This is a genomic window from uncultured Alistipes sp. (assembly GCF_963931675.1).
GTDB lineage: Bacteria > Bacteroidota > Bacteroidia > Bacteroidales > Rikenellaceae > Alistipes.
This window is the reverse complement of the sequence record NZ_OZ007039.1, coordinates 3230887-3253972: the sequence shown is the minus strand read 5'-3', so window position 1 is coordinate 3253972 and position 23086 is coordinate 3230887. Positions and strand designations below refer to the sequence as shown.

Annotated in this window: 23 protein-coding genes and 1 other RNA gene; 15 read left to right on the top strand and 9 right to left on the bottom strand. The window is 59.9% G+C overall.

What is annotated here, in order from left to right:
• Nucleotides 1–166: 166 nt before the first annotated feature.
• On the top strand, nt 167–952 hold the full coding sequence (locus tag ABGT65_RS13900) for an MBL fold metallo-hydrolase (RefSeq protein ID WP_346702973.1): 786 nt from the start codon (nt 167–169) through the stop codon (nt 950–952).
• 46 nt (nt 953–998) lie between these two features.
• A complete protein-coding gene (locus ABGT65_RS13895; RefSeq protein ID WP_346702972.1) occupies nt 999–1814 on the top strand; it encodes an SDR family oxidoreductase in 816 nt (271 codons plus the stop codon).
• Nucleotides 1815–2229: 415 nt separating this feature from the next.
• Here ABGT65_RS13895 and ABGT65_RS13890 read toward each other — a convergent pair whose 3' ends face one another.
• From ABGT65_RS13890 to ABGT65_RS13880, 3 genes are all read right to left on the bottom strand, one after another.
• On the bottom strand, nt 2230–3171 hold the full coding sequence (locus ABGT65_RS13890) for a ribose-phosphate pyrophosphokinase (RefSeq protein ID WP_346702971.1): 942 nt from the start codon (nt 3169–3171) through the stop codon (nt 2230–2232).
• A gap of 83 nt (nt 3172–3254) precedes the next feature.
• Nucleotides 3255–3848 (bottom strand): ribosome biogenesis GTP-binding protein YihA/YsxC, encoded by a 594-nt coding sequence (yihA, locus tag ABGT65_RS13885; protein WP_346702970.1) that lies wholly within the window; start codon nt 3846–3848, stop codon nt 3255–3257.
• Nucleotides 3849–4034: 186 nt separating this feature from the next.
• Nucleotides 4035–5438, bottom strand: a complete 1404-nt coding sequence (locus ABGT65_RS13880; protein ID WP_346702969.1) for an acyloxyacyl hydrolase — start codon at nt 5436–5438, stop codon at nt 4035–4037.
• A gap of 371 nt (nt 5439–5809) precedes the next feature.
• On the opposite strand from ABGT65_RS13880, the gene ABGT65_RS13875 reads away from it, so the two are divergent.
• Nucleotides 5810–6127, top strand: a complete 318-nt coding sequence (locus ABGT65_RS13875) for a hypothetical protein (RefSeq protein WP_346702968.1) — start codon at nt 5810–5812, stop codon at nt 6125–6127.
• Between the two features lie 70 nt (nt 6128–6197).
• Here the strand turns inward: ABGT65_RS13875 and ABGT65_RS13870 are convergent, their stop codons facing one another.
• Nucleotides 6198–7592 carry an arginine decarboxylase gene (locus ABGT65_RS13870; protein ID WP_346702967.1) on the bottom strand — a complete coding sequence of 465 codons (1395 nt, stop codon included), beginning with the start codon at nt 7590–7592 and terminating at the stop codon, nt 6198–6200.
• 219 nt (nt 7593–7811) lie between these two features.
• On the opposite strand from ABGT65_RS13870, the gene ABGT65_RS13865 reads away from it, so the two are divergent.
• Genes ABGT65_RS13865 through secG form a run of 5 tightly spaced genes read left to right on the top strand, consistent with a single transcriptional unit; the run spans nt 7812 to nt 11429 of the window.
• The gene (locus ABGT65_RS13865; protein WP_346702966.1) at nt 7812–8639 is read left to right on the top strand and encodes a hypothetical protein; all 828 of its coding nucleotides are present in this window, start codon (nt 7812–7814) and stop codon (nt 8637–8639) included.
• A gap of 28 nt (nt 8640–8667) precedes the next feature.
• On the top strand, nt 8668–9957 hold the full coding sequence (locus ABGT65_RS13860) for a sigma-54 dependent transcriptional regulator (protein WP_346702965.1): 1290 nt from the start codon (nt 8668–8670) through the stop codon (nt 9955–9957).
• A 23-nt stretch (nt 9958–9980) separates the two neighbouring features.
• Nucleotides 9981–10502 (top strand): LptE family protein, encoded by a 522-nt coding sequence (locus ABGT65_RS13855; protein WP_346702964.1) that lies wholly within the window; start codon nt 9981–9983, stop codon nt 10500–10502.
• Between the two features lie 4 nt (nt 10503–10506).
• On the top strand, nt 10507–11043 hold the full coding sequence (locus ABGT65_RS13850; RefSeq protein WP_346702963.1) for a hypothetical protein: 537 nt from the start codon (nt 10507–10509) through the stop codon (nt 11041–11043).
• A gap of 11 nt (nt 11044–11054) precedes the next feature.
• The gene (secG, locus tag ABGT65_RS13845) at nt 11055–11429 is read left to right on the top strand and encodes a preprotein translocase subunit SecG (RefSeq protein WP_346702962.1); all 375 of its coding nucleotides are present in this window, start codon (nt 11055–11057) and stop codon (nt 11427–11429) included.
• A gap of 185 nt (nt 11430–11614) precedes the next feature.
• Here secG and ABGT65_RS13840 read toward each other — a convergent pair whose 3' ends face one another.
• Genes ABGT65_RS13840 through rfbA form a run of 4 tightly spaced genes read right to left on the bottom strand, consistent with a single transcriptional unit; the run spans nt 11615 to nt 15085 of the window.
• Nucleotides 11615–12751 carry a dTDP-glucose 4,6-dehydratase gene (locus ABGT65_RS13840; RefSeq protein WP_346702961.1) on the bottom strand — a complete coding sequence of 379 codons (1137 nt, stop codon included), beginning with the start codon at nt 12749–12751 and terminating at the stop codon, nt 11615–11617.
• Nucleotides 12748–13617: a dTDP-4-dehydrorhamnose reductase gene (gene rfbD, locus ABGT65_RS13835; protein ID WP_346702960.1), complete on the bottom strand. Its 870-nt coding sequence runs from the start codon at nt 13615–13617 to the stop codon at nt 12748–12750. The genes ABGT65_RS13840 and rfbD overlap by 4 nt, the downstream gene beginning before the upstream one ends.
• A gap of 3 nt (nt 13618–13620) precedes the next feature.
• Nucleotides 13621–14190, bottom strand: a complete 570-nt coding sequence (gene rfbC, locus ABGT65_RS13830) for a dTDP-4-dehydrorhamnose 3,5-epimerase (RefSeq protein WP_346702959.1) — start codon at nt 14188–14190, stop codon at nt 13621–13623.
• A 16-nt stretch (nt 14191–14206) separates the two neighbouring features.
• Complete coding sequence (gene rfbA / locus ABGT65_RS13825) at nt 14207–15085, bottom strand: glucose-1-phosphate thymidylyltransferase RfbA (protein WP_346702958.1); 879 nt, start codon at nt 15083–15085, stop codon at nt 14207–14209.
• 174 nt (nt 15086–15259) lie between these two features.
• Here rfbA and ABGT65_RS13820 point away from each other — a divergent pair, with 174 nt between their 5' ends.
• Nucleotides 15260–16402, top strand: coding sequence for a nucleotidyltransferase family protein (locus ABGT65_RS13820; protein ID WP_346702957.1), 1143 nt, complete (start codon nt 15260–15262; stop codon nt 16400–16402).
• Between the two features lie 166 nt (nt 16403–16568).
• Here the strand turns inward: ABGT65_RS13820 and ffs are convergent.
• An RNA gene (gene ffs / locus ABGT65_RS13815) (signal recognition particle sRNA small type) lies at nt 16569–16667 on the bottom strand.
• Between the two features lie 50 nt (nt 16668–16717).
• Here ffs and mltG point away from each other — a divergent pair.
• From mltG to ABGT65_RS13785, 6 genes are all read left to right on the top strand, one after another.
• On the top strand, nt 16718–17731 hold the full coding sequence (mltG, locus tag ABGT65_RS13810) for an endolytic transglycosylase MltG (protein ID WP_346702956.1): 1014 nt from the start codon (nt 16718–16720) through the stop codon (nt 17729–17731).
• A 40-nt stretch (nt 17732–17771) separates the two neighbouring features.
• A complete protein-coding gene (locus tag ABGT65_RS13805; protein ID WP_346702955.1) occupies nt 17772–18374 on the top strand; it encodes an L-threonylcarbamoyladenylate synthase in 603 nt (200 codons plus the stop codon).
• Between the two features lie 35 nt (nt 18375–18409).
• The gene (locus ABGT65_RS13800) at nt 18410–18988 is read left to right on the top strand and encodes a DUF4199 domain-containing protein (protein ID WP_346702954.1); all 579 of its coding nucleotides are present in this window, start codon (nt 18410–18412) and stop codon (nt 18986–18988) included.
• An 8-nt stretch (nt 18989–18996) separates the two neighbouring features.
• The gene (locus ABGT65_RS13795) at nt 18997–19953 is read left to right on the top strand and encodes a glycosyltransferase family 2 protein (RefSeq protein WP_346702953.1); all 957 of its coding nucleotides are present in this window, start codon (nt 18997–18999) and stop codon (nt 19951–19953) included.
• A 3-nt stretch (nt 19954–19956) separates the two neighbouring features.
• Entirely contained in the window at nt 19957–20421 is a 465-nt protein-coding gene (locus ABGT65_RS13790) for a DUF4293 domain-containing protein (RefSeq protein ID WP_346702952.1), read from the top strand.
• A gap of 156 nt (nt 20422–20577) precedes the next feature.
• Entirely contained in the window at nt 20578–22971 is a 2394-nt protein-coding gene (locus ABGT65_RS13785) for a DUF5689 domain-containing protein (protein WP_346702951.1), read from the top strand.
• The last annotated feature ends 115 nt before the right edge of the window (nt 22972–23086 follow it).

Here is a 23086-nt window from a genome sequence, read left to right as displayed (position 1 = left end):
GTTTGTTTCAAAGGTCCTTGTCCAGTTCATAAAAATACTGAAAATATCCCGATTCTGCAAACGTTTTCTCGGACGATGGATTCGGGGGCACCTCCGGGGCTCTCCCAGGAGGCGTTTTCGGCGGCGTGACGCGGTATTTTGCGCGAAAATAGTTACCTTTGCAACCATGAAACTCACCTTTCTGGGAACCGGAACCTCGCAGGGCGTGCCCGTCATCGGGTGCCGCTGCCGGGTCTGCACGTCGGCGGACCGTCGGGACCATCGCTTGCGGACCTCGGCGATGGTCGAAACCCGTGGCGTGCGGCTCGTGATCGACGCGGGCCCGGATTTCCGCTACCAGATGCTCCGCACCGGGGTCCGTCACCTCGACGGCATCCTGCTGACCCACGAACACAAGGACCACATCGGCGGCCTGGACGACGTGCGGGCGTTCAATTTCGTGGATTATCCCCCGACGGTCCACCGTGTGGATATCTACGCTTCGCCGCGGACCGCGGCGTGCGTGCGCAAGGATTTCGACTACGCCTTTGCGCAGGACAAGTACCGCGGGGTCCCGGAGATCGTGCTCCACGAGATCGACGTCGAGCACCCCTTTACGGTGGAAGGCGTCGAGATCATCCCCGTGTCGGGGCACCATTCGGAGCGTTTCACCGTGACGGGCTACCGGATCGGGCGGCTGGCCTACCTGACGGATTTCAAGACGATTGCGGAGCCGGAGGTGAAGAAACTCCGGGGTGTGGAGGTGTTGGTGGTCAATGCGCTGCGCTTTGCGGAGCACTACTCGCACTTCAACGTGGCGGAGGCGCTGGAGCTGATCCGGCGGGTGGGGCCGCGGGAGGCGTGGCTGACGCACATGTCGCACGACATCGGGCTGCAGGCCGAGACGGAACCGACGCTGCCGCCGGGGGTCCGGATGGCTTACGATACGCTGGAGATCGGGTGTGCGGACTGAGGCTCCGGGCTGCGGCGTGACATCGGAAACGAAGCAAATGAACGATATGAAGACATTGAAGGATCGCGTGATTGTCATCACGGGCGCCTCGTCGGGGATCGGCGAGGCGATGGCGAAGGTCTATGCGGCGCAGGGCGCGAAGGTGGTGCTCGGGGCGCGGAGCGTGCAGAAACTCCAGTTGCTGGCGGGTGAAATCCGCGGGCAGGGAGGCCAGGCGGCCTACTGCGGGGTGGACGTGACGAAACCCGCGGAGTGCCGGGCGCTGATCGAGACGGCGATCCGGGAGTTCGGGCGTCTGGATGTGCTGATCTGCAATGCGGGGATCTCGATGCGTGCGATTTTCGACGACGTGGAGCTCGACGTGCTGCACCGCCTGATGGATGTGAACTTCTGGGGCACGGTCAACTGCTGCAAATATGCACTGCCGTACCTCCAGCAGACGAAGGGCTCGATCGTCGGCATCTCGTCGGTTGCAGGGCTGCACGGACTGCCCGGCCGCACGGGCTATTCGGCCTCGAAATACGCCATGACGGGCTTCCTGGAGACGCTGCGCATCGAGAATCTCAAGAAGGGGCTCCACGTGATGATCGCCTGCCCGGGGTTCACGGCCTCGAACGTGCGCTTTTCGGCGCTGACGGCCGACGGTTCGCAGCAGGGCGAGACGCCGCGCGACGAATCGAAGATGATGACCGCCGAGCAGGTGGCCCGGATCGTGGGGCGGGGGATCGTGCGCCGGAAGCGGCTGTGCCTGATGGAGGCCGAGGGGCGTGCGACGCACTTCGTGAAGAAGTTCGCACCGGGATTCCTCGACCGGATGTTCTACCTGGTGATGTCCCGTGAACCGGATTCGCCGCTGAAATAGGGGTCCGCGAAGGTCGCAGGCAAGGGGTGCCGCTTGTGCGGCATCCCCTTTTTTGTCCCGGGAAGGCTCCTGCAAACCTGTCCGAAAGTGCGACAAGGATCGTGAGCCGGGCAGGGGAGATTTTCGTATGCGGTTGTCAGCCTGCCCGGCCGCGACCCCTCTTCGGGGCCTCTCTCCTCTCCGGGCAGTTCCTCCGGGTGGCCTCCTTCGGTCGGCTCTCTCCAACTGGGCCTCTCCGGGTAGCTCTCCTTCGGTCGGCTCTCTCCAACTGGGCCTCTCCGGGTGGCTTCCTTCGGTCGGCTCTCTCCAACTGGGCCTCTCCGGGTGGCTTCCTTCGGTCGGCTCTCTCCGACTGGGTCTCTCCGGGTGACCTTCTCAGTGGCCCCTCTCGGTTGGCCCTCTCGCCCCCCCCCGCCTACTTGAAGAAGATCGAGGAGATCTCCTTGTAGTTGTGGACGCGCTCGATGACGTCGGCGAAGATGTCGGCCACCGAGAGCACCGTGAACTTGTGCAGGTCCTTGTCGGGGTTGAGCGGAATGGTGTCGGTGACGATCACCTCCTCCAGGGCACTGTCGTTGATGCGTTCGTAGGCGGGACCCGACAGCACGGGGTGGGTGATGGCGGCGCGCACGCTCTTGGCACCGCGCGACATGAGCATGTCGGCGGCCATGCAGATGGTCCCGGCCGTGTCGATCATGTCGTCGACGATCAGGATATTGCGGCCCTCGACCTCGCCGATGGCGGTCATCTTGCCCACGACGTTGGCCTTTGCACGCTCCTTGTGGGAGATGATGATCGGGGTTCCGAGGTGTTTGGCGTAGGTATTGGCGCGTTTGGCGCCGCCCATGTCGGGAGCTGCGATCGAGAGGTCCTCGATGTTGAGGCTCTTGATGTAGGGCACGAAGATGCCGCTGGCGTAGAGAGCATCGACCGGAATGTCGAAGAATCCCTGAATCTGGTCGGCATGGAGGTCCATGGTCATCACGCGGTCGACGCCTGCGGCCATCAGGAGGTTGGCTACCAGTTTGGCTCCGATCGGCACGCGGGGGCGGTCCTTGCGGTCCTGGCGGGCCCAGCCGAAGTAGGGCATCACGGCGACGACCTTGTATGCCGATGCGCGGCGTGCGGCGTCGATCATCATGAGCAGTTCCATGAGGTTGTCCGAGGGCGGGAAGGTCGACTGGATGATGAATACCGTGCAGCCGCGGATCGATTCATTGTAGCAGGGCTGGAATTCGCCGTCGCTGAATCGCAGCACCTCGACCTGACCGAGTGTGGTGCCGAAACTTGCGGCGATCTTTTTGGCGAGGTATTCCGAGCCGCGGCCGGAAAAGATTTTGATTTTGTGGATAGCCATAGGTTACGGGGATTTTGACGTTGCAAAGATAGGACAATAGGATGAAAAAATGCGCCCCGGGGGGCGCTAATTATCAACAAAAATTAAACTTTCAGGATGGAATCGATGAAATCCAGGATTTCGTCGCGTCCGAGTCCCCGTTCCGAGGAGCTGACCAGCATGGGCGGCAGCTCCTCCCACTGTTCGGAGAGTGCCGTCCGGAAGCGTTCGACACTCTTTTCGCGCTGGGTTTTGGAGAGTTTGTCGGCCTTGGTGAAGATGATCCCGAAGGGCACACCGTTTTCGCCGAGCATCTCGATGAAGCGCAGGTCGATGCGCTGGGGTTCGAGCCGGATGTCGACCAGCACGAAGAGGTAGTGCATCTTCTCGCAGCGGAGCACGTAGTCGGTGATGAGTTTCGAGAATTCACCCCGCTGGACCTTCGAGGTGCGGGCGTATCCGTAACCCGGGAGATCGACCAGATACCATGCGTCGTTGATCCGGAAGTGGTTGATCAGTCGGGTCTTGCCGGGCGTTCCGGAGACTTTTGCCAGGCCCTGGCGTCCGGTGAGGAGGTTGATGAGCGACGACTTCCCGACGTTGCTCCGCCCGATGAAGGCGATGTCGGGGAGTGGGTCCTTCGGGACCTGTGCAATGCGCTCCGACGAGCATTTGAATTCGGCTTTCGAGATTTGCATCGTTCGGCAGTTTTCGGCAAAGATAGCGTTTGTCGGGGGGATTGCCAAATTTCGGACCGTCCGGGCCTCCCTGCCGCCCCGAAATCCGGCTGTTCGGACCGTCCGGGCCTCCCTGCCGCTCCGGAATCCGGCTGTTCGGACCGTCCGGGCCTCCCTGCCGCCCCGAATCCGGCCGGGCCGGCACCGTTACCGGTGGCGGGGGTATTTGTTGTTGAAGCGGTAGCCCACGCCGAGCATCAGGAAGTTCGGCATGTGGAAATCGCGCAGGCTGTAGCCGATGTGGAGGAACGAATTGTGCGTCACGGCCACCTTCAGGGCCAGGATCTGATAGAACGACCTCAGGTCGCCGCCCTTGTGCAGGACGTTGACACCCAGTCCGATGCCGATGTTGAAGTAGGGCATGACGAACTCCCCGCGGGCCGAGATGCCGAGGGCGATCTGGCGGTCGAAGCCCGGATTGACGGTCTCGATCTGTGCGATGGAGCTCCCGTCGGAGATCGGATCGGCGGGGATGACGTTGGCACTGCCGTCGTATACGCCGTCGAGCGAGACGCCGGCCCGGAACTTGTAGCCGAAATTGTACATCGGGGCGAAGTTGAACCCCACGACCGTGTAGGCGTCCGGAGCGGCATACTGCTTCTCCCCGACCTCGATTCCCTTGCGTCGCCACGACCCGAAGAGGACCAGATCGTAGCTGACATGGCGCTGGAATGCGGGGATGAAGGCCCTCGGTTCGGTCTCGGGGGTCCGCCTTCCGAAGTTGTAGGAGAGTCCGGCCCGGCCGCCGATGGTGTTGAGCCCGGCGTTGGGATACTTGGTGTTTCCGTTGGAGAAGTGGGTGAGGGAGATGCCGGCCGTGAGGTCCACCTCGCGCATGATCCGCCACTTGAACAGGAAATCGACGTTGAGGTAGGCGTTGACCTTCGACCCCATCATTATGTTGCTGGGGTTGGTGTCGGAGTCGTAGGGCTTCCAGCCGAACGAGAGTCCGAAATTCCATTCGTAGTCGAACGTGAGCCGGGGTGCGAGCCGTGCGATGCGGGCTCCCTGGAAGAGGTAGACCGCCACGGGATTCCCGATTTCGTCGGGGCGCTGGAAGTCGTAGTAGGTGACGCCGAGGCCCTGGTAGACGCCTCCGTAGATGCGGTCGGGGGTCGAACCGGGCCGGAACTGGAACGAGTAGCGGAAATGGCCCGACAGGGAGAGGTCGATGGGTTGTCCGGTCCGGTTTTCGTGCTTGAGGAAGGGGTTTGTGGGGAAGATGTATTCGGGTCGGAACTCCGCACTGAGGCGGTGCATGAAGCGCGGCCCCGCGGCAAACGTGTCGCGCGGGAAACGCACGTCCGTCGAATTGCGGGTGTATTGGCCGGGGGTTCTGTTCTTGGGTTCCTTCTCACTTCTTCGGGTCGCTCTCTCCGTTTCGGCTTTCGCGGCGCGGTACCCGGCTTCGTAACCGCGTCGGTATTCGCTTGGGAGCGCGTCGGAGGGGACGGGCTGCGGCGGCGCGGCGGGCGCTGCGAATGGAATGCAGCCCATGGCCACGCCTGCAAGGAGGAGAGCCGTCCACCGGTTCCGGATACGCTGATTCATGGTGTGTCGGGTCGTTTTGACGCCGAAGTTACGAATTTTTCCGCAATCCTGGCCCCTTCGGTCCTAATTGTTGCAAAAACGTGTAGCACCCCTGCATGCATCCGTCCGTTCGGGCGGCAGGCGGTGTTCGATATGTCTTTTTTGTATGTCTGTTTTGGGATAAAATACAACCCTATATGATTTTATTTGTATTTTCATTTTTTTATATGTATCTTTAACCGTAGCTCTGTTCTCTTTGTATTGCAATATTACAGTCTTGTTAGAGATTCTCCGGAATTATCTGATGAAGACAGATATGCTGTATGTATCGGCATGGCTGTCGCTTCATACAGTGCGAAATATTGGGAGTCAAGATGAAAAAGATAGATACTATGCAATCGTATAAATACCTGCGAGCCATTTTTGGGGACAAGTGGGTCGATTGGGGCGTGAGCGTCGGGTTTCTCCTGCTCATCGTGAGTTGGTTCGTCCCGCGGAATACGGCGGATTTCATGATTGATTTCATCGCGGGGCTTATGCTGCTGGTGGTGATCCGGATTGGCTGTGTGATCGTCCGTGTCCACCGGGGTGATGAATTGCCGCAGGAGTCCGCCCGGTCGGTTCGTTTCCGGGGGGTAATAGGCAATGTCGTCTTCCTCTCGTTTTTCGTCATTGCATTGCTGCTGATTGCCTGGCGTTATTTGCGGTAGTGATCCGGCCGAATGTACATAAAAAATCCACCTTGGGAAAGGTGGATTTTTTATGTGGCGGAATCGCGGATCAGTATCCGAGTATGCGGAGCATCGAGCGGTAGGACTGCTCCTTGGCGAAGAGCCGCGTGTAGTATTCGTTGTCGGACTTGTCGCGGTCGATGATGATGTGCTTCGGGGCGGGGATCAGGCAGTGCTGGATGCCTCCGAACCCGCCGAGCGACTCCTGGTAGGCTCCCGTGTGGAAGAATCCGATGTACTGCGTGTTCCCGGGTTCGAGTTTCGGGAGGAAGATGGCGTTCGAGTGGCACTCCGAGTTGTAGAAGTCCTCGCTGTCGCAGGTCAGTCCGCCCAGCAGCACGCGCTGGTACTCCTTGTCCCAGTTGTTGACGGCGAGCATGATGTAGCGCTGGTTGATGCCCCAGGTGTCGGGCAGCGTGGTGATGAACGACGAGTCGATCATGTACCAGTTCTCGCGGTCGTTCTGTTGTTTCTGGTTGACGATCGAGTAGAGCGCGGCGCCGCTTTCGCCCACGGTGAACGACCCGAATTCGGTGAAGATGTTGGGTTCCTCGATGCCGTTTCGCTGGCAGATGTTCTTGATCTGGGCGACGATCTCCTCGGTGAGGTACTCGTAGTCGTACTCGAAGTTCAGGGAGTTCTTGATCGGGAAACCGCCGCCGATGTTGAGGCTGTCGAGCTCGGGGCAGATGGCCTTGAGTTCGCAGTAGACGTTCATGCACTTCGACAGCTCGTTCCAGTAGTAGGCGGTGTCCTTGATGCCGGTATTGATGAAGAAGTGCAGCATCTTGAGCTGGAACTTCTTGCTGTTCTTGAGTTTGGCCTTGTAGAAGGCGACGATGTCGTTGTAGCGGATTCCGAGGCGCGAGGTGTAGAAGTCGAACTTGGGCTCCTCCTCGCAGGCGATGCGGATTCCGACCTTGCACTTCTTGGTGAAGGCGTCCTCGAAGAGGTCGAGCTCCTCCTTGTTGTCCAGCACGGGGATCGTGTTGGTGAACCCGTCGTTGACGAGCTGGGCGATGTTCTCGACATACTGCGGGCGTTTGAATCCGTTGCAGACGATGTACCGGTCCTTGTCGATGATGCCGCTGTCGTAGAGGGCGTTGATGATATGGATGTCGTAGGCCGAGGAGGTTTCGAGGTGGATGTCGTTCTTCATGGCCTCTTCGAGCACGAAGGAGAAGTGGCTCGACTTGGTGCAGTAGCAGTAGTTGTACGACCCCTTGTAGTCGACCTTGGCCATCGCCACGTTGAACATGCGCTTGGCGCGGTTGATCTGCTGGGAGATCTTCGGCAGGTAGGTGATCTTGAGCGGAGTTCCGTACTGTTTGATGAGTTCCATGAGGGGGATGTCATGGAAATTGAGCTCGTTGTCCTCGACGGAGAACTCGTCCTGCGGGAAGTCGAACGACTGTTCGATCAGATCGATGTACTTGTCTTTCATGGCCGGTTTCGTGATATTTTTCCAATCCGGCTCGGCTACATTGCTGAATTTCGACGGAAGTAGCTCGTCCGGATTTTCCGAAATTTCGGGATGCAAAGTAGGCGAATATTTTTCGTATAACCAACACTTTGCCGGATTATTTTGAAAAACTGCGGGAGATTTTGGTTTTTTCTTTGAAAAAAGGTAATTTTGGAGCCGGATTCAAAAGTAGATTCGATCGTGCTGATAGCAGTCTTAACGCAATATCTGGAGTCGCACAAACGGCTCGTCATCCCCCAGCTCGGGACGTTCATCGTCAAGGAGCCGGGCCGGAGCATCCTCTTCTCGGAACTGCTCAAACGCGACGACGGCGTACTGCGGGGGCTGCTGCGCGAACGGGGACTGAACGACCTGGAGGCCGCGGGCGAGATCGACCGCCTGGTCTTCGAGGTCCGGCACGCCGTGGAGCGCGGCGGGGAGTACCGCCTGGAGGGTTTCGGAACCCTCGGCCCCGGGCCCAACGGGACGATCGCTTTCCGGTACGACCCGCATCCGCACCGGCCGGATCCCGAAACGGCGGTGGAAGCGGCTGTTTCGGCCCCTGCGGCTTCGGCGGCTTCGGCGGTTTCGGCAGCTTCGGCGGCGGACGCGGCATCCGGTGCGGCGTCGGAGACTTCCGATACCGAACCGCAGGACGCTCCGAGGGCTTCGCATCTGCACTCCGAGCGGGTTGCCGAGGCGGTGCGCACGGCCTTTGCCGAACCGCACATATCGCGTTCCGCGAAGATGAATCCCGACCCTTCGGTGCGGGGGCTCCGCTACGGCAAGCCACCGAAGAACACCGATGCCTACACCTATGTCGACGGGGCTCCGCGCCGTCGGGGCGACTGGTTCATCTGGATCGGGGTCTTCGTGGCGATCCTGGCCCTCGGGGCCATTGCCTACGGGCTCTGGAACGACGCCCGGGAGCAGCAGGTCGAAACGGAGTATATCGAACTGCCTGCAGCCGCGGCTTCGGAAACAGCAACTCCGGATGATTCCGGAGCCTCCTCGGCACAACCCGAATAGAGCGAACGGATAATCCGCGCAAGGATAAATGACAGAAATAACGACCGTAAAACAACGCTTCGGCATCATCGGCACCTCTCCGTTGCTGGACAGGGCGCTGGAGGTTGCTCTGCGCGTGGCGCCCACGGACCTGACGGTCCTGGTGACGGGCGAGAGCGGAGTGGGCAAGGAGTTCTTCCCGCAGGTGATCCACGCCTACTCGGCGCGCAAGCACAACAAATATATCGCCGTGAACTGTGCGGCGATCCCCGAGGGGACGATCGACTCCGAGCTTTTCGGACACGAGAAGGGTGCCTTCACGGGGGCCGTGGAGGCCCGGAAGGGCTACTTCGAGGAGGCCGATGGCGGGACGATCTTCCTGGACGAGGTGGCCGAACTGCCCCATTCGACGCAGGCGCGCCTGCTTCGCGTGCTGCAGAGCGGGGAGTTCATCCGCGTGGGTTCGTCGAAGGTCCAGAAAACCAACGTGCGGGTGGTTGCCGCCACGAACGTCGACCTCCCGGACGCCATCAGGGCGGGGCGTTTCCGCGAAGACCTTTACTATCGGTTGGGCACGGTGCCCATTGCGGTTCCGGCGCTGCGCGAACGTCCCGAGGATATTCCGCTGCTGTTCCGCAAGTTCGCGGCGGATGTGGCCGTGCAGTACCGGATGCCGGCCGTGACGCTCGACGATGCGGCGCGCGAGATGCTGAAAAACTACTATTGGCGGGGCAACATCCGGCAGCTGAAGAACGTGGCGGAGCAGATTTCGGCCATCGAGCAGGTGCGGGTCATCACCCCCGAGGTGCTGTCGAAATACCTTCCGCCGCAGGAGGGCGGGACGGCGATGGCTGCCCCGGGAGCGCCCCGGATGGACGACAACACGATGTCCACGGAACGGGAATTGCTCTACAAGGTGCTCTTCGACATGCGGGCCGACATCAACGACCTGAAGCGCATGATGGCGGAGCTGATGCGGGGCGGCGGGGTGGCTGCGGAGCCGCCGCACGACATCCGGGCGTTGCTGCCGACCGCGACGCAGGGGCGTTACGTCCCTGCGGTCCAGACCCCGGGGGCCTACGGGCAGCCGGCGGGGCCGTCGTTCGGGCAGCCCGCAACCCCGGTTTATGAACACCCGGCGGCCCCGGTCTATGCCGAGAGCGAGGAGGTGACCGACGAGCCTCCGCGTGAGAAGACCAAGGCGGACGTGCAGCGTGAGCAGATCATCCGGGCGCTGAAGCGCAACAACGGACGCCGCAGGGAGGCTGCCGCGGAGCTGTTCATGTCGGAGCGGACATTATACCGGAAGATCAAGGAGCTGGGCATCGAGGATGTCTGACTTGCCAGGAAATGATATAAGAAATGTTGAAAAGAAAGGGTTTGAAACTCACGGTTGCCGCGTTGGGGTTGTCTCTGCTGACGGCCTGCGGCGTGTCGATCAAATACTCGCTGTCGGGGGCCTCGATTCCGCCCGACGCCAGAACCTTCTCGGTGGCCTACTTCCCGAACAACGCCACGATGGTCTCGCCGATCCTGAGCTCGACGCTCACGGAAGCCCTTGTGGACATGTTCTCGCGCCGCACGCGGCTGATGCAGGTCGACGAAGGGGGCGATTTCGCCTTCGAGGGCGAGATCACCAACTACACCTCGACGACGGCTTCGGTGTCGAGTGACGACTACGCGCTGCTGAACCGCCTGACGATTACGGTCAAGGTGCGCTTCACGAACGCCCTGGACGAGAAGGCGTCGTTCAACCGCACCTTCTCGGCTTACGAGGACTACGAGTCGACGCAGCTGCTGACCGAGGTTGAGGGTACGCTTATCCCCGAGATCGTGGACAAGATCGTAACCGATATTTTCCAGGCTTCGGCCTCCAACTGGTAGCGGCATGGGGGATCTGAAACACGAACTGATCTCCGCGGCGGCGGGGCGTGCACTTCCGGATGCGGTGGCGGCTTCGGCCGGGGGAACCGGACCGGAGGGGCTTTCGCGGGCGGAACTCGACGCGGCCGTGGCTGCGACGCCGTGGTTCGTACCGCTGCGGGTGCTGCGCGAGCGTGTGACGGGAGAGCCCGACCCGGTGGTGACGCTGCTGGCGCCCTGGCGCACGGAGAGCTCGTTGCGGCGGCAGACCGTGGATGCTGCGGACCTGCTCCGGCGCTCCTCGGAGGAGATCATCGACACCTTCCTGCAGGAACGCGATCTGCGGATCGTGGCCGAGGAGGGCGAACCCGACGGTGAGGTCCGTTTGCAGCCCGACTGGGACGAGGAGGACGAACTGGTCAGCGAGGAGTTGGCCGAAATCTATCTTGCCCAGGGGCTTCGGGAGCGTGCCTTGTCGATTTATCGCAAATTAAGTTTGCGAAATCCCGAAAAAAGTGTTTACTTTGCCGAGCTAATTCGCAAAACGGAGAACAATAATTAAAATTTGAGGATATGTTATACACGATTTGCATTGCGCTGATCCTTGTAGCGAGTGTTCTGGTGATTCTCGCCGTGCTGGTGCAGAACCCCAAGAGCGGGATGGCTGCGAACTTCGGAGCTTCGAATCAGGTGATGGGTGTGCGCGAGACGACGAACTTCCTGGAGAAGTTTACCTGGGCGATGGCCATTGCCATTGTCGTGCTGAGCCTGGTTGCCACGCTGGCCATGGACCGTTCGAAGGTTGCCGAGAGCAACTCCGAGATTGTCAAGGACGCAAAGACCCTGCAGGAGCAGCTTGAGACCGAGATCCCGGCTGCGATTCCGCAGGCCGTACCGGCTGCCGATCCCGCTGCTGCGGAGGCTCCTGCTGCCGAGCCGGCCGAGTAGGCTTGTAGTCTGATTCCAAAAAAAGATCGTGGTTTTTACCACGATCTTTTTGTGTTTGAGATCCGGCCTCCGACCGCTTCGGGTCTCTCCTGATTCCCTCTTTCCTCCACCTCCCCTCCCTCTTCGCGCCTCCCGGGACGGTGCGGTCTTGACCTGTTATTCGGCCAGGCCCTTCTGAGTTTTTTTCAGCGATTCCGATACATCTCCTCGTAATACTTCTCGTATTCGCCCGAGGTGATGTTGTCCATCCACGCCTGATTGTCCAGATACCAGCGCACGGTCTTTTCAATCCCCTCCTCGAACTGCAGCGAGGGCTCCCAGCCCAGTTCGCGCTGCAACTTCGACGAATCGATCGCATAACGCATGTCATGCCCCGGACGGTCTGTCACGTAGGTGATCAGATCCAGGTCTTCACCCTCCTGGCGTCCGAGCAGACGATCCACCGTGCGGATGACGACTTTGATCAGGTCGATGTTCTTCCACTCGTTGAAGCCGCCGATGTTGTAGGTTTCGGCCGCCTTTCCGCGGTGGAAAATCAGGTCGATCGCCCGGGCGTGATCCTCCACGAACAGCCAGTCGCGGACGTTCTCGCCGCGGCCGTAGACAGGCAGCGGCTTGCGATGGCGGATGTTGTTGATAAAGAGCGGAATCAACTTCTCCGGGAACTGATAGGGGCCGTAGTTGTTCGAACAGTTGGTCACGAGGGTCGGCATTCCGTAGGTGTCGTGGTATGCACGCACGAAATGGTCGCTCGACGCCTTCGAGGCCGAATAGGGGCTGTGGGGGTTGTACTTCGTGGTTTCGTAGAAGAAGTCGGTGCCGTAGGCCAGGTGGTGCTCCGACGACGAGGCGGTGGTCGTGAACGGAGGCTCGACCCCTTCGGGATGCGTCAGTTCCAGGGCTCCGTAGACCTCGTCGGTCGAGATGTGGTAGAAGAGCTTCCCCGCATAGCCTTCGGGCCGCGACTCCCAGTACCCCCGGGCAGCCTGCAGCAGCGAGAGCGTCCCCAGGACGTTGGTCCGCGCGAAGGTGAACGGGTCGCGGATCGAACGGTCGACATGGCTCTCGGCCGCCAGATGGATGATGCCGTCGATTTCGTACTGTGCCATCAGCGCTTGCAGGGCCTCGTAGTCGCAAATATCGCCCTTGATGAAGGTGTAGTTCGGCCGCTGCTCAATATCGCAAAGGTTGGCCAGATTGCCGGCGTAGGTCAGTTTGTCGAGGTTGACGATCCGGTAGTCGGGATACTTCGTGACGAAGAGCCGCACGACGTGCGAGCCGATGAATCCGGCACCTCCCGTAATCAGAATGTTCCTTTTCATGCGTTCTCTCTTTGGAGTCGTTTCAGACAGTAGAACATCGATTCGCGCCAGTGGGGGATCTCGATGCCGAACGTTTGTTTGAGTTTGCTTTTGTCGAGCACCGAGTAGGCCGGGCGGGGGGCTTTGGTGGGATACTCCGCGGTGCGGCAGGGTGCGATCCGGCACCGGTTGCGGCCCGTGGCCCGGGCGATCTCCACGGCGAAGTCGTACCACGAGCAGACGCCCTCGTCCGAGAAGTGGTAAATGCCTTCGTTCCCGCGGTCGAGGCCCCCTTCGAGGATCGAGAAGATCGCCAGGGCGAGGTCTCCGGCGTAGGTCGGGGTCCCCACCTGGTCGAAGACCACGTTCAGCGATTCGCGTTCGGCCGTGAGGCGGAGCATGGTCTTCAGGAAGTTGTTCCCGTATTCGGAGTAGAGCCAGGCCGTGCGCAGGATCAGGTAGCGGCAGCCGGCCTTCACCACGGCCTCCTCTCCGGCTCGTTTCGTGCGTCCGTAGGCTCCGAGCGGCGCTGTCGGTGACTCCTCGGTGTAGGGTTCCGAGGCCCGGCCGTCGAATACGTAGTCCGTCGATACGTGAACCAGCAGGGCTCCGGCTTCGGCTGCGGCCCGGGCGAGGTTCTCCACGGCCTGGCGGTTCAGGAGATCGGCGGCCGCCTCGTCCTCCTCGGCCCGTTCGACGTTGGTGTAGGCCGCGCAGTTGACGATGGCGTCGATGCCGTGCTCCGCGACGCACGCACGCACGGCGGCGGCATCCGTGATGTCGAGTTCGGCGACATCCGTGAAGAGGTAATTGTTGGGTGAGACGGCTCCGAGGCGCTGCATCTCGCGTCCCAATTGTCCGTTGGCCCCTGTGACAAGTATGTTCATCGTTTAATAGCGTTTTTCGCGGTAATCGAAGAGCCATTCGGCATCGCGCAGGCGGCAGTGATGCCGGTCCTTCTCCGAGAGGAGGAGCTTGTCGGCCGGGATCCGCCAGTCGATTGCCAGATCGGGGTCGTTCCAGGCCAGGGCGCCTTCCGACTGCGGGGCGTAGAAGTTGTCGCACTTGTACTGGAATACCACCTCGTCGGTCAGGACGCTGAATCCGTGTGCGAATCCCCGGGGGATGAAGAGTTGGCGGTGGTTGTCGCCCGAGAGCTCCACGGCGACATGCTGTCCGAAGGTGGGGGACCCGCGGCGTATATCGACGGCGACGTCCAGCACGGCCCCCTTGATGACGCGGACGAGTTTCGACTGCGCATGGGGCGGTTTCTGGAAATGCAGCCCGCGGAGCACGCCGTAACTCGATTTGCTCTCGTTGTCCTGGACAAAAACCGTATTGCAAACCTTCTCCTGAAACTCGCGCTGCGAGAACGACTCGAAGAAGTAGCCGCGGTCATCGCGGAAGATGCGGGGTTCAATGATGACGACCCCTTCTATATCGGTTTTCAGAACGTTCATGCGGATTGTTTTCGTCTTATTTTTCGTCGATGAGTTTCAACAGGTACTGTCCGTACTGGTTCTTGAGCATCGGGCGGGCGACTTCGCGGACCTTCCCGGCCGGGATCCAGCCGTTGTGGTAGGCGATTCCTTCCAGACAGGCGATCTTCAGCCCCTGCCGCTTCTCGATCACCTCGACGAAGATCGAGGCTTCGGCCAGCGAGTCGTGCGTGCCGGTGTCGAGCCAGGCGAATCCGCGCTGCAGGGTCTGGACCTTGAGTTCACCGTCGTGGAGGAAGGCCTGGTTCACGGAGGTGATCTCCAGTTCGCCGCGGGCCGAAGGCCTGATGCTCCTGGCCACCTCGACGACCTTGTTGGGATAGAAGTAGAGCCCTACGACGGCGTAGTTGGATTTGGGCTTTTCGGGTTTTTCCTCGATGGAGAGGCAGTTTCCGGCGGCATCGAATTCGGCGACTCCGTAGCGCTCGGGGTCCTCGACGCGGTAGCCGAAGACGGTGGCCTTGGACTCCTCCTCGGCTGTGCGGACGGCCTCGCGGAGTATTCCCGTGAACCCGGAACCGTGGAAGATGTTGTCGCCGAGGATCAGGCAGACCGGATCCTTTCCGATGAACTCCTCCCCGATCAGAAAGGCCTGGGCCAGTCCGTCGGGCGAGGGCTGCTCGGCGTAGCTCATCCGCACGCCGAAATCGGACCCGTCGCCCAGCAGGCGCTGGAATCCCGGGAGGTCCGTGGGGGTCGAGATCAGCAGGATGTCGCGGATCCCGGCCAGCATCAGCACCGAAATGGGGTAGTAGACCATCGGCTTGTCGTAAATCGGGAGGAGCTGTTTGCTCACGCCCTTGGTGATGGGATATAGACGGGTGCCGGCGCCTCCGGCCAGGACGATACCTTTCATAGTGTGTTTTTTCAATCGAACAAAGATAGCTTTTTATTTCCGATTGGGGAAATATTTGTCGTTTTCCCGGAAGATCGTGAGGTTCGGGCGCGGTTCTTGCGGAGTGCAGCTCCCGGAATGCCGCTGTCCGGGCCCCGAAACCGGGAGCCGGTGGGGCGGGTCCCGAATCCCGACATGGAAAAGAACGATCCGGAAAACCTTTTGATTCAATTGCTGCGCCGGGCCTTGTGGGGGTCTCCCGAGGATTCCCGGCGGCTGGCGGCGTGCGATGCCGCCGCCTGGGAGCGGCTCTACGGGCTGGCGGCGCAACAGGGGGTCCTGGCCCTGCTCTGGGAGGTGCTGGAGCGGCTTCCCGCGGAGCAGCAGCCTCCGAAGGCGCTGCGCCTTCGGTGGGCGTTCGAGACCGTGCGGGTCGAGCGGCGCTGGCGGCGGCAGTACCGGGCCGTCGCCCGTCTGGCGGCGTTCTATGCCCGGCACGGCATTCCGATGATGCTGCTCAAGGGGTGCGGGCTGAGCCGCTGCTATCCGGTTCCGGAGCACCGCCCGTGCGGGGATGTCGACATCTGGCTCTTCGGGCACCAGCCCGGGGGCGATGCGGCCCTCGCCCGGGAGCTGGGCATCGAGGTCGACACGCAGAAGGAGCACCACACGACCTTCCGGCTCGACGATATTCCCGTCGAAAACCACTACGATTTCCTCAATACGCGCACCTGCGCCTCGAACCGCCGTCTCGAACGGCTGCTCAAGCGCCTTGCCGCACACCCCGGGGAGTTTGTAGAAGTGGGGGATACACGGGTTTACCTTCCTCCGGCGACCTTCAATGCCCTCTTCCTGCTGCGCCACGCTGCCGGACACTTCGCGGGGGGCGCCATCGGCCTGCGGCACTTCGCCGACTGGATGCGATTCGTCGCGGCCTGCCACGACCGCATCGACTGGCCGGTCGTGCAGTCTGCCGTCCGGAAGTCGGGGATGCACTCCTTCGTCGATGGTTTCCAGGGGGTCTGCATCGGCTTCCTGGGGCTTGATGCCGATCTCCTTCCGCCGGTCCGTCGGGACCCCCGGCTCGAACGCCGGATACTGGAAGCCGTCCTGCATCCTCCGTTTTCGGGCCCGGTTCCCGGACGACGGCTGCCCGGCATCTGGTTCCGGCTGCGCCGCTGGTGGGCCTGCCGCTGGATGCGCCGCATGGTCTACGACGAGCCCCTGGCGCTGGGTTTTCTGCGGATGCTTTGGATCCATGTCAAGCGGCACCTGCCGCTGCTGCAGGCCCGCGAGGCGGCCGATCGGGCCCGGCGTGCCGTACAGTCCCGGGTGTGACCCCGCCTGCTGCCTGCCCGGAAAAGGTGCCTGGATAGCCCCTTCCCTTGCGGAAAAAACGCCCGGGCAACCCCCTCCGTCGCACCTCCTGCTCCCGAAAAAGCCCCCCCACACCTCTCACGAAAAACGGCGCCCGGATTCTGTCCGGACGCCGCAAGGCACAAAAAAAGGGTGAGCTACTTGCATCGCACCGCTACGACCGCATACCCTTGCTCGATTCCTCGCCTGGGGGATTCTGCGGGAGCTGGTCGTGTAAGACTCACCCGGGGTGCAAAAGTAGGAATATTTTCCTATCTTTGCAAAAAAAATGGCGAAATGCGTAAAAAAACTTTGCTCCGGATCTTTCTGGCGTGTGTCGTCCTGGGGGCTGCGGCCGCCGTGCTGCTGATCGTGCAGTTCAAGGGCCGCGCCGTCGGGCAGGAGTCCGAACTTTTCGTGAGTTCGCGTGCCTCCTACGAAACGCTGACCGATTCGCTGATGCCCCGGATCCGGCACCATGCCGCTTTCCGGGCCTACGCCCGGCGCCTCGACCTGGCCGGGAGCTTCAAGCCCGGGCACTACCTCCTGCGCCCCGGGATGAACGTCATCGAGGTCGTGCGGATGCTCAAGCTCGGGATGCAGACGCCCGTGCGGGTAACGATCCAGAACGTCCGGACCCCGGCCCAACTGGCCCGGCGGCTGTCGTGGCAGCTTGATGCCGATTCGGCGTCGTTCGCCGCGGCGCTGACCTCGCGGGAGCTGGCCGCCGAGGCGGGCTTCGACAGCGTGACGCTCTTCTCGATGTTCCTCCCCGACACCTACGAATGCTACTGGACGGTGTCGCCCGAGGAGTTCGTGCGGCGCATGAAGCGCGAATACGACCGTTTCTGGACCCCGGAACGGGATGCCAAACGCCAGCGGAGCGGTTTGAGCCGCCTGGAGGTGATGACCCTGGCATCGATCGTCTACGAGGAGACGCGCAAGACGGACGAGATGCCCCGGATCGCTGGTGTCTATGTCAACCGCCTGCGGCGCGGCATTCCGTTGCAGGCCGACCCGACGGTAAAGTATGCCATGCAGGATTTCGGGCTGCGGCGCATCCTCTACAAGCACCTGAAATACCCGTCTCCCTACAATACCTATATAAATAAGGGCCTTCCGCCCTCGCCGATCTGTATGCCGGGGAAGAATGCCATCGAGGCGGTGCTCGACTTCGAGGAGCACGACTATATCTTCTTCTGCGCGCGTCCGACCTTCGACGGGTACCACAACTTTGCGCGGACGCTGAGCGAACACAACCGCAATGCCCGGGCCTATAGTGCGGAATTGAACCGCCGGAAAATCAAATAACCGGATAAAATATCGGTATTTTTCGTATATTTGCGATCCCATGTTGGTAAAGATATACGGACAGAACCCTTCGGAAAGGGAATTGACGCGGGTCGTTGAGGCCCTGGAGCGCGACGGGATCGTGATTTATCCCACCGACAGCGTCTATGCGTTCGGATGTTCGCTGCGCTCGGCCAAGGCCGTGGACCGGCTGCGTCGCCTGCGCGGGCGCAGTGACGCGCCGCTGACCGTGGTTTTCGACGACATTGCCGGGGTGGCCGAATATTGTCGGGTGGACAATGCGGCCTTCCGGATTCTGAAACGCAACCTCCCGGGCCCCTTTACCTTCATCCTGCCGGCCTCGTCGCGGGTGCCGGACAAGGCGCTGGAGCGTCGCCGCACGATCGGAATCCGCATTCCGGCCCATCCGGTGGCGCGGGCGGTGGTCGAGGCGCTGGGGTGCCCGATGGTCACGGCCTCGGTCAAGGATGACGACGAGGTGGTCGAATATACGACCGACCCGGAACTGATCGAGGAGCGCTACGGCCGCGAGGTCTCGCTGGTCATCGACGGCGGGATGGGAGACAATGTCCCCACGACGGTGGTGGATCTCACGGGCGATGAGCCGGAAATTCTCCGCGAGGGCAGGGGCGAATTGCAATAGGACAACAGGAAACGTTTAAGGAACGCGATAAAAAGATGAACAGGAACAATTTCTGGAACGATGCTGCGAAGGCCGGGGCTATCCTCGGAGTGTTGCTTGCCGTATCGTTTGTCGTGGAGAATCAGATCACGCTTGCGGGGCGGGCGGGCCTTTATATGCTCTATCTCGTGGAGTGGATCGCCGTGGTGGTCGCGCACTATTATCTGCTGCACCGTTTCGCGCGCAGCCGTTCGGCACTCTGTACGGCCGAAGAGGGATTCTCCTTCATGCAGGGTTATACGTCCGTGCTTGCCGTGTCGGGACTTGCCGGGATCATCGTCGGGGCCGTGCAGGCGCTCTACCTCCATGTGGCGGTGGGCTACTCCGCGTATGTCGACCGGCTGATTGCCGCCGTGGAGAGGATCGTTGCGGGCAGCGGAGGGATCCCGGCCTCGATGGAGGGCCTTTTCGCGCAGAGCATGGAACAACTGCAGACGGCACCCGTACCGTCGGTGCTGCAGACGCTCTGGGGCGGAATTTTCAGCAGCCTGCTGTTCGGCGCCGTGTTCGGCCTGATTATCGCGGGCGTCCTTTCCCGGGCACCCCGGCCGTTCGGAGAGCCGGGTAACGAGTGATTCGCAGGATGGAAAAACTGGACATTTCGGTCGTCGTACCGCTCTATAACGAGGAGGAGTCGTTGCCGGAACTGGCGGCGTGGATCGACCGCGTGGCCCGCGCGAATGCCCTGAGCTACGAGCTGATCTTCGTGGACGACGGCTCGTCGGACAATTCGTGGGCGACGGTCGAGCAGCTCAAACCGCGCTACCCGGCGATCCGGGGCATCCGCTTCAGCCGCAACTACGGGAAATCCGCGGCCCTGTACTGCGGTTTTGCGGCGGCCGGGGGCGAGGTGGTCTTCACGATGGATGCCGACCTGCAGGATTCGCCGGACGAGATCCCGGCCCTGCGGCGGATGATCCTCGACGAGGGCTACGACCTTGTTTCGGGCTGGAAGAAGAAGCGCTACGACCCGATCGGGAAGCGGTGGCCGAGCAAATTCTTCAACTGGACGGCGCGCCGGGCCTCGGGCATCCGGCTCCACGACTTCAACTGCGGCCTGAAAGCCTACCGGCGCAAGGTCGTGAAGTCGATCGAGGTCTACGGCGAGATGCACCGCTTCATTCCGATCCTGGCCAAACAGGCCGGATTCCGACGCATCGGCGAGAAGGTCGTCGAACACCATGCCCGCAAGTACGGACACTCGAAATTCGGGCTGGAACGCACCGTGAAAGGGTATCTGGACCTGATTTCGGTGATGTTCATGACGCATTTCGGGCGGTCGCCGATGTACTTTTTCGGCGGACTGGGGACGGTGATGTTCCTTCTGGGTGGAGGCACGACGTGCTGGCTGATCTGCGAGAAGCTGTGGAAACAGTTCCACGGGCTTCCGTTGCGGGGGGTGACGGACCAACCGCTGTTCTATCTGGCCATTCTGGCCGTGATTCTGGGCGTGCAGCTGTTTTTGGCGGGCTTCCTGGGCGAGCTGATCAACCGCAACTCCACGGACCGCAACAAATACCTGATCGACAAAACCCTGTAAACGATGATACAACGAATTCAAAGCCTTTATCTGTTGATTATTACGGCCTTGATGGCCGTCACGTTATTTTCGCGTCTGGCATGGTTCGGGGGCGGAGGCGAGGAGTTCGGGCTCTACGCCTTTGCACTGAAGGATGCGGGAGGCGAGGTGCTCCAGCCGGCGGTTTATCTGGGGATCCTGCTTTCGGCGGCGGCGCTGTTGCCGTTGGTCACGGTTTTTCTGTACCGGCGGCGTCTGCTTCAGATCCGGCTGTGCGTGGCTGAGATGGTGCTGCTGGTCGGGAGTGCGGTGATGGAGGGCATTTATTACTATTTGGGCAGCCGGGTCGTTTCGGAATTGTCGTTTTCGACGCACGGGGTTGGCATATCCATTGTATTACCCGTTGTAAGTCTGCTGTTTGCCTGGTTGGCTTCGCGGGCTATTTTCCGGGACGAAGTGCTGGTCCGGAGTGCGGACCGGATCCGGTAAGTGTTCGGAAGTTCCGGATTTATATGAAAAGATTGTTACAATTTTTTGCAAATTCGGGAAATAATTTTACCTTTGAGGACCCAATCGGTGTTATGTAATTACAATTTTTTAAAAAAATAGGATTGGCTACAGTTTTTTTAACTAATACTCACTTTTATGAAAAAAGTTAATTTGTGGAAGACATTGTTCTTTTCGGTATTGACCGTAGCGGCCTTTACCGGATGTTCGGACGATGATTCGGATGATGGCGGCGGTATTCCGTCGATCACGGTGAACGGCGGCAGCAAGACCGCGACGGTTGCCGTAGCGTTGGAGGGTGGTGAGACGGAAGCCGTGACGATCGAATCCTCGGGTGACTGGACGGTAACGTTCAGCGGGGACGACGTTGCCGACTGTGAGGCTGTACCGGCAACGGGCGGCAGAGGTACTACGTCGTTGAAATTCGAGTTGGGATCTCGGGAGGCCGAGCGTACGATTACGGCCACGGTAACGACGGCGGGTTCGTTTGAGGGGATTCCTCTCCAGGACAAGGTGACGATCACGATCATGCAGAACGAAGATGGCTCGACGGAGGTGAAGACCAATGTAAAACAGATTCGTGAAACGCTGACATTTGACGGCCAGGCCGTGAGCGCATCCACGGTTGTGACGGGTATTGTCGTATCGGATTACGAGGGCGAAAACATCAACAACCACCAGATCATGATTGCCGACAATACGACGGAACCGGGTGCCGGTCTGTTGGTCCGCTTTGACGGTTACATCGGTAATAATAGAGATACGGATTATAACCTTCCGCAAGGATCGATCGTATCGCTCGATCTCAAGGGCGGTATTGCACAGCGTTACAACGATGTGCAGTATCAGGTTGATTTCTCCGATCTTACGGATCCGGCAATCGAAATTGTCAGCGAGAGCGGCAATATGCCTGAGCCTATTACGGTGGCCAATGTAGCTGACCTGATCAACTATCAGTCGCAGTATGTCCAGATCTATTCGCAGCCTGTAGAGGCAATCCGTGGCCAGGCTTATTATAATGGGAATGGTAAAGATTATGCGAATCAATCGTTCCAGACTCCGGACGGTTCGATCATTACGCTGTCGTTTAACAGCTATTCTGCAACCTGGGCCAAGAACGAGACGATTCCTTCAAACGCCGGTTACATCAAAGGCTGTGTATCGTTCGATAAGCAGAAGCCGACGCTTTCGCCTAACAATGCCAACGACCTGAAGGGTATGACGGAACCGCTCTTCGAGGTGGAGTCCTCGGCGACTACGATCAGCAAGATTACGGAAGAAGGCACTTTTGAGTTGAAAAATGTTACGGTGGTAACCCGCAGCGATAAAGCCTTTATGATTGCCGATCAGACGGGTGCCATGTTGGTTTATGGCTCGAACGAATTTGCTGTTGGTGACAATATCGACATTTCGGGTCCCGTGACGATTTTCAAGGCTCCGGATAACACGCCGCAGTTCAGCACGAAGGATGCTACGATTACGAAGGTCTCTTCGGGGAATGCCTGGACGTATGAGTTTACCGAATATTCGGTTGAGGATGTTCGCAATTACCTGAACAATGTTACTTGCAAAGCTATCGAGTTGACGGGTACCATTGTCAAGGATGACTCTTACTATAATCTGATGTTTGATGGAGTATCCGATATTCAGGGATCGATTCAGTATTATACGCCGAATGCTTCGGTGCTGGACCTCCCGGTTGTCGTCAAGGGATATGCTGTCGGTAAATCCGTATCGGGAGATGGAGCCATCACTCGTATCAAGGTTTTCCCGTATGAAATTACGGTGAACTCGACGACCCCGTATATCAAAGCTACGGCACCTGCTTCGTTCAAGGCAGACGGAGAGACGATCAATGTAGCCTTTACGGCCGGCAACCTTGGAGCCAACAAGGTTTATGCGAAGGTCGACGGTGCAGGTTTCTCGGTACCTTCGGGTGAGATTTCGGGCAGCTCGGTAGCGGTAACGGCTGCGGCTAATGAGGGAGCAGCTCGTGAAGCTACGCTGACGATCTATGCGGCTGCTTCGGAAGGCGGTGAGGCTGTCGCTCAGGCTACCGTAAAGCTGAAGCAGTTGGCAAAACCGACCGGCGACGAAGGCCCGGCTTATCTCTGGACGCTGGCGTCAGGCGTGATTTCCACAAGTGCAGGAACGGCAGAAAACTGTGGTACTCCTGCAATGAACTGGACTTATCCTAATGCTACTTATATCGGTTGGGATTCGAATAATGGAAAAGGAGTTCAATTCGGATCAAGTTCTAAACCTGTAAAATCCTATACCCTTACAACCTCTGACTATACCGGATCGATTGTGAAGATTGTTGTCAACGCTTCTATTGGAAGTGGCGGAGACGGTAAGTTGGCTGTGAAAGTGGGCGGAACCCAGATTGGTGAAACTCAAAGCCTTGTCTTGAATGCTACGGATTATACATTTACTCCCTCATCGCCGGTATCGGGAGAGATTGTGATCGAACTGACGAATACGGAGAAGGCTATGTATATCAAGTCGATTGCCATCAATCCGGCTGAATAATCTAACAGTCGAGGAAACCGACTTATAAACCAACCACTCTTGGCGGGGTATTGAAAAATATCCCGTCAAGAGTTTGGTTTCTAAAATATCTACCTGTAAGGGCTCCAATGCCCCA

What these genes read in the sequence shown, in the direction of transcription:
- ABGT65_RS13900 (WP_346702973.1), top strand. Translation starts at nt 167, where the DNA reads ATGAAACTCACCTTTCTGGGAACCGGAACCTCGCAGGGCGTGCCCGTC.
- ABGT65_RS13895 (WP_346702972.1), top strand. Translation starts at nt 999, where the DNA reads ATGAAGACATTGAAGGATCGCGTGATTGTCATCACGGGCGCCTCGTCG.
- ABGT65_RS13890 (WP_346702971.1), bottom strand. Translation starts at nt 3,171, where the DNA reads ATGGCTATCCACAAAATCAAAATCTTTTCCGGCCGCGGCTCGGAATAC.
- yihA (WP_346702970.1), bottom strand. Translation starts at nt 3,848, where the DNA reads ATGCAAATCTCGAAAGCCGAATTCAAATGCTCGTCGGAGCGCATTGCA.
- ABGT65_RS13880 (WP_346702969.1), bottom strand. Translation starts at nt 5,438, where the DNA reads ATGAATCAGCGTATCCGGAACCGGTGGACGGCTCTCCTCCTTGCAGGC.
- ABGT65_RS13875 (WP_346702968.1), top strand. Translation starts at nt 5,810, where the DNA reads ATGCAATCGTATAAATACCTGCGAGCCATTTTTGGGGACAAGTGGGTC.
- ABGT65_RS13870 (WP_346702967.1), bottom strand. Translation starts at nt 7,592, where the DNA reads ATGAAAGACAAGTACATCGATCTGATCGAACAGTCGTTCGACTTCCCG.
- ABGT65_RS13860 (WP_346702965.1), top strand. Translation starts at nt 8,668, where the DNA reads ATGACAGAAATAACGACCGTAAAACAACGCTTCGGCATCATCGGCACC.
- ABGT65_RS13855 (WP_346702964.1), top strand. Translation starts at nt 9,981, where the DNA reads ATGTTGAAAAGAAAGGGTTTGAAACTCACGGTTGCCGCGTTGGGGTTG.
- ABGT65_RS13850 (WP_346702963.1), top strand. Translation starts at nt 10,507, where the DNA reads ATGGGGGATCTGAAACACGAACTGATCTCCGCGGCGGCGGGGCGTGCA.
- secG (WP_346702962.1), top strand. Translation starts at nt 11,055, where the DNA reads ATGTTATACACGATTTGCATTGCGCTGATCCTTGTAGCGAGTGTTCTG.
- ABGT65_RS13840 (WP_346702961.1), bottom strand. Translation starts at nt 12,751, where the DNA reads ATGAAAAGGAACATTCTGATTACGGGAGGTGCCGGATTCATCGGCTCG.
- rfbD (WP_346702960.1), bottom strand. Translation starts at nt 13,617, where the DNA reads ATGAACATACTTGTCACAGGGGCCAACGGACAATTGGGACGCGAGATG.
- rfbC (WP_346702959.1), bottom strand. Translation starts at nt 14,190, where the DNA reads ATGAACGTTCTGAAAACCGATATAGAAGGGGTCGTCATCATTGAACCC.
- rfbA (WP_346702958.1), bottom strand. Translation starts at nt 15,085, where the DNA reads ATGAAAGGTATCGTCCTGGCCGGAGGCGCCGGCACCCGTCTATATCCC.
- ABGT65_RS13820 (WP_346702957.1), top strand. Translation starts at nt 15,260, where the DNA reads ATGGAAAAGAACGATCCGGAAAACCTTTTGATTCAATTGCTGCGCCGG.
- mltG (WP_346702956.1), top strand. Translation starts at nt 16,718, where the DNA reads ATGCGTAAAAAAACTTTGCTCCGGATCTTTCTGGCGTGTGTCGTCCTG.
- ABGT65_RS13805 (WP_346702955.1), top strand. Translation starts at nt 17,772, where the DNA reads ATGTTGGTAAAGATATACGGACAGAACCCTTCGGAAAGGGAATTGACG.
- ABGT65_RS13800 (WP_346702954.1), top strand. Translation starts at nt 18,410, where the DNA reads ATGAACAGGAACAATTTCTGGAACGATGCTGCGAAGGCCGGGGCTATC.
- ABGT65_RS13795 (WP_346702953.1), top strand. Translation starts at nt 18,997, where the DNA reads ATGGAAAAACTGGACATTTCGGTCGTCGTACCGCTCTATAACGAGGAG.
- ABGT65_RS13790 (WP_346702952.1), top strand. Translation starts at nt 19,957, where the DNA reads ATGATACAACGAATTCAAAGCCTTTATCTGTTGATTATTACGGCCTTG.
- ABGT65_RS13785 (WP_346702951.1), top strand. Translation starts at nt 20,578, where the DNA reads ATGAAAAAAGTTAATTTGTGGAAGACATTGTTCTTTTCGGTATTGACC.